This is a genomic window from Lichenihabitans sp. Uapishka_5 (assembly GCF_033947565.1).
In the GTDB taxonomy this organism is placed as follows: Bacteria; Pseudomonadota; Alphaproteobacteria; order Rhizobiales; family Beijerinckiaceae; genus Lichenihabitans.
In genome coordinates this window covers 1-8802 of the sequence record NZ_JARPVX010000115.1, presented here as the reverse complement: position 1 = coordinate 8802, position 8802 = coordinate 1, and the positions used below count along the sequence as shown (strand labels likewise).

9 protein-coding genes and 2 pseudogenes are annotated in these 8802 nt (G+C 61.8%); 3 read left to right on the top strand and 8 right to left on the bottom strand.

The window, feature by feature from the left end; translation table 11 throughout:
- Positions 1–77: 77 nt before the first annotated feature.
- From P7D22_RS21210 to P7D22_RS21180, 7 genes and pseudogenes are all read right to left on the bottom strand, one after another.
- Positions 78–644: a DUF1003 domain-containing protein gene (locus tag P7D22_RS21210; RefSeq protein ID WP_319936249.1), complete on the bottom strand. Its 567-nt coding sequence runs from the start codon at positions 642–644 to the stop codon at positions 78–80.
- On the bottom strand, positions 637–957 hold the full coding sequence (locus P7D22_RS21205; protein WP_319936248.1) for a hypothetical protein: 321 nt from the start codon (positions 955–957) through the stop codon (positions 637–639). Before P7D22_RS21205 ends, P7D22_RS21210 begins: the two co-directional genes overlap by 8 nt.
- A gap of 153 nt (positions 958–1110) precedes the next feature.
- Positions 1111–1953: a hypothetical protein gene (locus tag P7D22_RS21200; protein WP_319936247.1), complete on the bottom strand. Its 843-nt coding sequence runs from the start codon at positions 1951–1953 to the stop codon at positions 1111–1113.
- 183 nt (positions 1954–2136) lie between these two features.
- Positions 2137–2343 carry a DUF2171 domain-containing protein gene (locus P7D22_RS21195; protein ID WP_319936250.1) on the bottom strand — a complete coding sequence of 69 codons (207 nt, stop codon included), beginning with the start codon at positions 2341–2343 and terminating at the stop codon, positions 2137–2139.
- A 75-nt stretch (positions 2344–2418) separates the two neighbouring features.
- A pseudogene (locus P7D22_RS21190) lies at positions 2419–2907 on the bottom strand (YsnF/AvaK domain-containing protein); the annotation flags it as partial.
- 1242 nt (positions 2908–4149) lie between these two features.
- A complete protein-coding gene (locus P7D22_RS21185) occupies positions 4150–4353 on the bottom strand; it encodes a hypothetical protein (protein WP_319936246.1) in 204 nt (67 codons plus the stop codon).
- Positions 4354–4806: 453 nt separating this feature from the next.
- A complete protein-coding gene (locus P7D22_RS21180) occupies positions 4807–5043 on the bottom strand; it encodes a hypothetical protein (protein ID WP_319936245.1) in 237 nt (78 codons plus the stop codon).
- A 670-nt stretch (positions 5044–5713) separates the two neighbouring features.
- Here P7D22_RS21180 and P7D22_RS21175 point away from each other — a divergent pair.
- The 3 genes and pseudogenes from P7D22_RS21175 to P7D22_RS21165 form a co-directional block, all read left to right on the top strand.
- Positions 5714–6424, top strand: a complete 711-nt coding sequence (locus P7D22_RS21175) for a Crp/Fnr family transcriptional regulator (RefSeq protein WP_319936244.1) — start codon at positions 5714–5716, stop codon at positions 6422–6424.
- A 115-nt stretch (positions 6425–6539) separates the two neighbouring features.
- Positions 6540–7172: a recombinase family protein gene (locus tag P7D22_RS21170; RefSeq protein WP_319936243.1), complete on the top strand. Its 633-nt coding sequence runs from the start codon at positions 6540–6542 to the stop codon at positions 7170–7172.
- A pseudogene (locus P7D22_RS21165) lies at positions 7172–7606 on the top strand (HNH endonuclease signature motif containing protein); the annotation flags it as partial. The gene P7D22_RS21170 and the pseudogene P7D22_RS21165, both read left to right, overlap by 1 nt.
- Positions 7607–7829: 223 nt before the next feature.
- Here the strand turns inward: P7D22_RS21165 and P7D22_RS21160 are convergent.
- The coding region (locus P7D22_RS21160; RefSeq protein ID WP_319936242.1) for a GGDEF domain-containing protein at positions 7830–8802 on the bottom strand (973 nt) is incomplete at its 5' end.

Here is an 8802-nt window from a genome sequence, read left to right as displayed (position 1 = left end):
CGGACCCACCCTTAGTTCACGCCGCCAGCTGTCCCAAAAAGCCTGACGACGGACAGTCTGGTCGAGTCAGTGTGACGTCACTGGATTGAGGCGGCATCGGCGGCGGCCATCGCCATTTCCTCGTGGCTGTCCCTAATCGCGTCGAGCACCGCTTGGGGGTCGGCCGGCGAGGACATCGCGACCGCTTCATGATCGACACGATCCCGGATCGTCGGCATGTCACGGCGTAACTCTTCCAGGAGTCGGATGATCTTGGCCGATTTCTGGTCGCCCAATATGGCCAGCTCAAGCGTCAGTTGATCGCGGTGACTGGCGAGCTCGTCGTCTCGCCGCTGCGTCGTCAGGATCATCACGGTCACGTAAAGGGCCGCCAAGCTCACGACCATTTCGAGCCAGGCAAATGGCGGCTCGTCCCAGGGCGAGTGTCCAAGCGCCATCACGGCGAGGTTGAGGACGATCCATCCGACCACAGCCACGGTCAGCCAGAGGATGAAGACCGGTCGACCCACGCGGCCGGTCAGGTCCTCGATGATCTTCTGGAACGGGGTCGCGCGCTTCTTGTGTTCCGAATGCAATCGGGCGATGGCCTCGACCGTGCCTTCGATGTGGGCCGGAAGGATCGCTGTCCGTTCGGGCTCAGCCATGATGCGTGCCGATGGTGAAAGCGCCGCCGTCGATCATCGGGATTCCCCGGCGACGGAGCCCTTCGATGAACACCGGGCGACACCCGGCGTTCAGCTTGGAAACGTTGAGCCTCATGCAGGCTAGCAGGGCGTCCTCATCGGGGTACGTCGCGCTGCAAAGGGCCACGGCATCGCTCTCGCATGCCGCACGTTCGATCCCGGTAACCTGGTACTTGCCTTCGGCCCTGGCGGGAGCGGTCCAGCCGACCACGGCCAATACCAGGCACGTCGCGATCATTGTTTTCATCGGCGTCAAGCTCAGTTTCGAGGCCACTGCGTGCAGTATCCCTGCTCGCCGAGGTTCGAGAAGGAAGGAGGACGCGGGTCGGTCACCCTTGTCGGCCATGGTGGGCCGGATCAAGCGTGCCTGCATCCGTGTCGCTCGCTCTCGGTGGCTGGCGCTTTCACGCCAGCCACCGCTGGTCGATCAGACCGTGGCGCGACGCACGACCGTGGCGGCCGCGAGACGACGCTGGACGGCGGCCGAGCCGCCGAAGGCAGCCGCAACGGCACCGAGAAGGAACGTGCCGAAGGCGAGAAACGAACCGGTCGAGGCAGCGCTGGCGCTGGCATCGGCGGCGGCTTTCGCCTTCTGGATCGCCTGGTCCTTGGCGGCGGTCAGCTTGGCCTGCGTGTCGTCGAACTTCTTGGTGGCTTCGGCCGGCGTGACATGCATCTGGGCGGCCATAATTGCGACGATGCGGGATTTGGCAGCCGGAGCGTCATCGCCACCCATTGCGTAGGTGGACAGATCCGACGCGACCGCCTTCTGCGCATCCTGCGCGTTCATGGTAGCCGGATCGGGGTTCGTGGGCGCCAGGTAGGATTGGACCTGCTGCTGGACGACGTCTGGCGACAGACCAGCGGCCTGCGCCACCGCAGGAGCCGCGCTCTTTACGCTGTCGCCCGCAGCCGACAGCGTCGACCCGGTCACCGACATGGCACCGCCCAGCAGGCCGCCGATGGCGCTCGACAGCAGATAGAGGGTCAGCAGCATGGAAAGGCCCCATGTCACCAAGCCGTGCAGCACGCCGTCAAAACGGAGCGAGATGCCGGCGAGCCACGCCGAGACATAACCGCCTGCCGCCAACGCGATGAGGTTGCTGACGAGCCACCAGAGTCCGGCTCCCGTTCCGAAGCTGCCCGCGTCGGGGCTGCCGCTGCTCGTGGTGTGGACCATTCCGAGCCCGACGCCGGCGCCTAGGAGGCTCAGCAGGATTTGGATGGACACGGCGACGATCACGCCGGCGAAGAGGGCCTGCCAGGACACGCGGCGATGCGTGTGGCTCCCATCCGCCCCGAGCGGGAGTTCCGTAGCGATCGCCGTGGCGGCTCGGCCGGGGATAGGATTAGGGATTGTCGTCGTCATGGATCTGCTTTCGAAAGGGGAAATGAAGCCGATGCGGCAGGCGAGACCGACAGGCTCGCCACGCCGATCTGTCGGGAGTGGTGGCTACCAGCCGGCCTTGACGGCGACAGTGGCCTTGTTGAGGTGCACGTGCTTGTCGACGTGATCGACCCAGGCCAGCGGAACGTAATGATGCTGGCCATCCGGTGAGGTCGACTTGGCCAGCTTGATCCGGTCCGGCCCGTCCAGGTGGTCAACGGTCCCGACCTTCGTGCCATCGGAGGCGATCACGTCCATGTGCTCCACGATCATCGCGGCGTCCGACGTGGCGACGAACTTGCGCACATTGCCGACCTCGGCGGTTCGACCATCCTCGATGTCGACCTTGGTGCTGCGCAGCGTGTCGGTGATGGTCTCTGTCCGGTCACTGACATCCTTGCGGATGCCGATCTCCTCGACAACCCGCGCGGTCTTTGCCACCACCGCTTCCTCATCGACCTCATCCATCTCGATGGTGCGGTCACGGAAGGCGTCGGCGCCCACGTCGGCGACCCCGAGCGCACGGTCTACCGGTCGGCGTTCCACGCTGACCGTCTCGTCGCGCAGGTTGACCTGCTGCATGAACGGCGTCTCGACCACGTAGCTGTGGATGCGCACCTTGCCCCGGTTCACGGCGCGCTTGCCGACAGTGATCGACTCCTCGGCCACCTGGATGACGTCGTCGGCGACACCCGTCCGCGCGGTCGCGCTCGGCACGATGCCGACGGGCGCCGCCGGGGCCTTGTAGGCTTGAGCGGGCACTGTGGCGGCCCCGGCGACCGAGGCGGCCCCCGTTGCCGCGATCGATGTCGCTTGCGTGTCCACGGCGGGCGTCATCGATCGCAACGGGCCTGCGCCCTCGTTGGCGATCCCGCCCCCCGTGATGGCCGAGGCGCCGGTCCAGCCCTCGCCTCGCCACGCGCTCTCGCGCTCTTCGAGATCGACGGAGCCGTGCCGCTCGAGGATCTCTATGGCGTCGTCGACCCTGGCCTTCTCGACGTGCGCGACGACCAGGGAGCCGCCCCGGCGCACGCCCTCGGCGTAGGTATGGTGGTCGTCGCTGCCGCCGAACATGTCTTCGAGTGAGGCCCAGAAGCCCTTGGCGCGTGGCTCCGTCTCGTCGGCGAAGCCGGTCGCGGCGGTCTCGGGCGACACCTCGGCGTCAGCGATCCCGGCCTGCCGCAACATAAGGATGGCGTTGTTAGCGTATTCGCGGCTGTCGTAGATGGCAGTGATGGTCTGCTTGGCCATTGGTTCTCTCGTCATGTGCATGGGGAAAGAGTCGACCGTCATGGCCGCGCCAAGCGGAGCTTGGACGCGAACGCAGGACCCGTCGTTAACGTGGGTAATTCCCGACGATGTCAGGCGCCTGGACCAGGGACGGGGGCCGTCTCTTCACGCCACCGGCCGGGCGCGGGAGACTTCGGAACACCACATTCACTTCGCCGAAGCGAAGCTGGACTGCTTCCAGCCGGACGCGCAGGCGCGCGACGGCTGGTCCTCCCAAAGAGGTCTTACAGTCGAAGAACTTCGGTCACGAACCTTGGTTCCACTCAAGCACGCAATAGCTGGCGCCCGATCCCCTTCGACAACGGATCAGAGGATGGATGGTATCTCGGCGTGCCACGTTTGGTGCCTCGTCCCCGCCGACCTCTTCCTCTCGGATGAGCCTTGAGTCGACGCGGTCCCCTGGCCTCAACGGTGACCGCCAGTCCGACCGTACTCCGGCAAATGCTCCGTTTTCGCATCGAGCTAATTCGTGTCCGAAAGGGGATCGCTCAACGTACCGTCGGACACACGTCAGCCTCAGAGGGCTCTGTCTTCGGCCCTTGGCGTCTCGTTAGGCTGGTACATTGAACTTTTCGGTGAAGGTCTGTCTGGCGGACTACCTGGACTGCTGTATTGGGCTCGCGTCAGTTACGCGCGGCCTCACACTCGATTGGTTCGATATAAGTGTGCCTCAAAGAGACCAGACCAAGTGGGCGAAAAAGTTTGCCTTTCGCCCGCTGGCGAGCCAATCGAGATTGGCCTCATGAGCTTTGGATAAGCGAGGCAATGATCATCTCCGATCGATCGTCATCACTCGCTCGGCGCAGCAGCGCGATGCTTTTCCAACGCCTGCCCACCATCCATTTCTGCTGCCGCATGGCTCGGGAAGAACATCGCACTTCGTTCAACCGGGTTTGCATGCCGGTCGTATCGCACCTGCCAGGTAAAGCCTTCAGGTCCTCGCACCACCAGCAGGTGGTAGGCGCGAAGAACGTTTTCCCTCTTTCCTGGCATCAGCGAACGCTCGCATCTTCACGCATGAACCCACATGGTTTTTGTGTGATGACAGCGTGTCAAACCCTCGGCGTCGTTGGGTCCGAAAGCGTACATTCCCAGGTGCCCGTACCGTCGACACGGATAAGCATCCTGGTAAAACAGGGCATTGATCCAGTTCGTCAGTTCGCCGCGCTGGGCTCGAGACTGAAAACCCGCCATCCGGGCCGCCCTTCAGGGCTGGTCGTGAGAAGATCGGCACTTCCCGAAGTTTGGCCGATTTCGGCCGTCCAGAACGCATGACATGTCCGGCACTGCAGTTCTACGAAGCACCGGCGACGCTCGAAGCGGGTTTCGATCAAGGTGAGATCCTGATGCTTGCCGGAGCAGTGGCAGCAAAATGGATCGATCCTCATGATAGCGGCTTTCGGCACAGACCAGGGTCAATCGTGAGGTCTGACGTCGCCATCGCCCTCAACTGATGCTGACGGCATACGGGTCATTGACATCGAGGATTGCAGCGACCATTCCGGCAAAGCCGGAAAGCTGAGATCGCGTCAGTGTCACAGCCGACAAGAAGGAAACGGGAGCGCCGGTATCCTCACCCGCCAAGAAGGCGATGCGAACGCTGTCGCCCTCGCCGAGTACGACGCAATGCGTAAGCTCGGGTGCCTCGCCATCCCTCGCAATGTCCGTGGTGGACGGTTTCATACCCGCATCCTAGAGCTTTGCTAGATTGTAAAGACGTAGCTTTCACGACGGTGTTCGCGGCGTCAATCGGGGTGATCACGCTTGGTCTGAAAGCGGACGGATCCATAAGAGACATTTCCGCCAACCCTGTTTTCAGCTTAGCAAGCATCTATCAGTCGCATTGCTATATGTGATGATCCGATCGCACATTGGATGTCATCAAGGATTTGGGTACAGGCAGATAATTACTCTTCCTCCTCTCCAAAGCTCAATGGATTGACTGGTCACTATCTGCTTTGCTTGGTCAATTGCATCTGCATCACTGATTGCTTTCAACTCCGCCGTTCGCTCGACATGGCCCATGCTGCTGATCACGAAGACACTATACGACAGGTGTGGGTCGTAGGTCACTTCTCGGTGTGACATGAAAAAGCCCCAGCATGTAACGTAAGTTAGACATTCCGATGTTGTAGATTAGTCAATGTTCAATGCGACTTGCGTCCGAAATCGGACAATCCATCAGATCACGAACGTAAAAGTAATCCAGGTTTGTGTTCTGGCTTACTTAGGCAAACCCTGGTCTAGTAATCCTTTATAGGATATCCATTTAGTGTTTATCACCTGCCGTGATTCTGGGCGCAGATGATTAGGAGACACTGAGTGCTCTTGCCCTTTCGGCAGGGAGAGCGCTGTGGCTCTGTTTCAATCTTCAATCGTTCGCAATCGCCTGCTCTCGATGCTCTCACAGGAAGATTATGCCCTCCTCGAGCCGAGCCTGGAGCGCGTGTCTCTGCCTTTGCAAACCGTGATGATTGAGACGCAGCAGCCGATCCAACATGTGACCTTTTTGGAAAGCGGCATCAGCTCGACGATCGCCAACACGGACGAAGGTCGGATCGAAATCGGTCTCGTCGGACGCGAGGGCCTAGTAGGGGTGCCCATCATCCTTGGTGTTGATCAAACACCACATAGGTGTGTCGTCCAAGGTGCCGGTGAAGGATTGCGGATCAGCACGGTGGACCTGCGTGCCGCCATCCAGGCCCGACCAACAATCCTTCAGCCTCTTGGGCTCTTCGTTCATACCCTGATGGTCCAAATGGGGCAGACCGCTTATGCGAACGTCGCCTTTGACATCGAAGCGCGGCTTGCCCGCTGGATCTTGATGACCCAGGACCGGACCAATGGCAGTGACCTTGTCCTTACGCATGAGTTCCTGGCCGCTATGTTGGGCACGCGGCGCCCCGGCGTGACGAGCGCAACCCACGCTCTTGAAGGTATGGGCTCAATCCGAAACAAGCGCGGGCGCATCGAGGTGCGCAATCGTGAGATGCTGCTCGAGCTGGCCGGCGATGCCTACCAAGTCGCTGAAGACGAGTACGAGCGGGTAATAACAACAAATTGAGATAGGCATTTTAGGGTAGACCCCACGAGGACCGGCTTCTAAAGCAGTCTCTTTTCGTTATTGACAACCTATAAAGGACTATCCTATAAAGGACTGCATATAAAAGACTGTAGCCATGCTCGCCCGTTCTTATCTCCGTGCCTCGACTTCCGAACAGGACGCTTCGCGCGCGAGAGGCGCCCTCGAGGCTTTCGCAAAGGAGCGCGGCCTGCGCATCGCTGGCCGTTATGTTGAGAACGAGAGCGGGGCCAAGCTGCACCGCCCCGAACTGTTCCGCTTGTTGGACGATTGCGAGCCTGGCGACGTCCTGCTGGTGGAGCAGGTCGATCGCCTGTCACGCCTGACCGCTCCGGATTGGCTCAAGCTCCGCGCCGAGATCGATGCCAAGCAGGTGCGCATCATCGCCCTCGACTTGCCGACTTCATGGACCCTGGCTGCGCCGCCTGATGAATTCACCGGGCGCATGTTCGCGGCCGTCAACAGCATGATGCTTGATGTCCTTGCCGCCGTGGCCCGCAAAGACTACGAGGACCGTCGTCGTCGCCAAGCCGAAGGCACGGCACGCGCCAAGGCAGCCGGCCTCTACAAGGGACGGCCGGAGAACAAGCCTCGCAATGCCGCGATCGCGGCCATGCTGAAGGACGGACGAAGCTGGCAACAGGTCATCGATGCCACGGGATGTAGTCGGACGCTGCTGACCAAGATCACCCGAAGCCTCAAGCCTAAACCGGAGGAGGGTGCCGCCTGATGCCGATCCGTCCGGAAAACCGCTACTTTTACCCGATCGACTGGGTGCAGCTGTCGGTGGCGATCCGCTTCGGTCGTGCCAAAGGAGTCTGTGAGACCTGCGGCCGACCACACGGCCGCGTGGTCACCCATCTGGGCGATGGGCGATGGTGGGACGAGGAGGCCACGAGCTGGCGCAACAGCCGAGGGCGTCGGCTCAAGCTCGCATCGCCAGAGAACCTGCCGGCCGGGCTGACTCTACGTACGACCCGCGTGGTGCTGGCCTGCGCCCATCTCGACCACGATGTCGGCAACAACGATCCGTCGAACCTGCGGGCGCTTTGCCAGCGCTGCCACATCCTCCACGATCGCAACGAGCATCTGCGGCAACGCTGGTACACCTACCGCCTACGATGGGCCATGGGCGACCTTTTCTTGGGTCCCTACCCGTTCCGTGCGCAACACCTTCCATTTGTCGACGGCTTGGGCCCTCCCCGGCGAGCCGTGGAGACCAAGGCTGTAGCAGGGCCCAAGCGCACCGTCCCGACACAGAAGCTGGCTGTAAACGGGGCTCCGGTCGGTACTGGCGTAGACGAGTGGCAGGAATTCTGAGCACGCCCTGGTGCGCCATCACGGTGCGCCCGCACGTGCACTTCGCTGGACCTGCGGCGCGTGTCGGTCATGCTGCGGCTGTAACCACGTCTGTTCGTCGATGACCCACGTCTGGAGACATTACCTGTCCCAGCATAGTGCAATTGCGGCCTCTCGATTTGGCGGCATAAAGCGCAGCGTCTGCTGCAGCGATGAGTTCGTCGATGTTGGTGCACAGAGGGATCGGTTTGCTCGCAGCGGCTCCCACACTGACCGTCACCGAAGCGCCGCCTCTGCCTGGATGCGGTATAGCAGCGGCAGCCACGGCGCAGCGCAGACGTTCAGCCTGCACCTTCAATTGGTCGGGCGAGAGGTTGGGCAAAAGCACGACGAACTCCTCGCCTCCGAACCGGGCCAAGTGGCCCTGCTCCAGTGGGCAAGAGGACGTCAGTACGGCAACCAGCGCTCGAAGGCATTGATCGCCTGCCATGTGTCCCGCCGCATCATTGAAGGACTTGAAGTAGTCCACGTCGATCATGAGAAGCCCAAGCCAGGTGCCTGCCTCCAGGCATTGCCGGCAGGCCTGTTCGGCGGCGAGATCGAAGCCGCGTCGGTTCGCAATGCCTGTGAGTGGGTCGGTGACGGACAAGACCTCCAGCCTGTGCGCCAGCTTGGCTAGTTCTTCGGCACGGTCATGCTCTCGTAGGTGCAGTTGCACGTTCGCTTTCTCGACGAGAGCGAGGCGGTAACGCACTTTCAGCCCTAAGATGACCAGCCCGGACATGAACACGACCAGGTCCGCAACCTGCTCGGGATGTCCAGCCCAGCCACCCAAAGCCGTCATAACGTAGAGGGGGATCGCGACACATGTGAGGAGCGCCGCTTCCCGGAACGTCACCGGCATGAGAATGACGCCCAACAGGGGGATCATGCCAGCGGCCATCGTGTAGCGGTCATTGAAGGGTGGAGGAGCAAGCACGCCGAGGAAGGCGACAGCACCCGTGGCTGTCAAATCGCTTCCAACGACGACCCCCATTTCGCGTCCAATCCCGACCCCTCTG

Excerpts from the sequence above, each read along its gene's own strand:
- P7D22_RS21210 (WP_319936249.1), bottom strand. The coding sequence starts at position 644 with ATGGCTGAGCCCGAACGGACAGCGATCCTTCCGGCCCACATCGAAGGC.
- P7D22_RS21195 (WP_319936250.1), bottom strand. The coding sequence starts at position 2,343 with ATGATCGTGGAGCACATGGACGTGATCGCCTCCGATGGCACGAAGGTC.
- P7D22_RS21185 (WP_319936246.1), bottom strand. The coding sequence starts at position 4,353 with ATGCCAGGAAAGAGGGAAAACGTTCTTCGCGCCTACCACCTGCTGGTG.
- P7D22_RS21180 (WP_319936245.1), bottom strand. The coding sequence starts at position 5,043 with ATGAAACCGTCCACCACGGACATTGCGAGGGATGGCGAGGCACCCGAG.
- P7D22_RS21170 (WP_319936243.1), top strand. The coding sequence starts at position 6,540 with ATGCTCGCCCGTTCTTATCTCCGTGCCTCGACTTCCGAACAGGACGCT.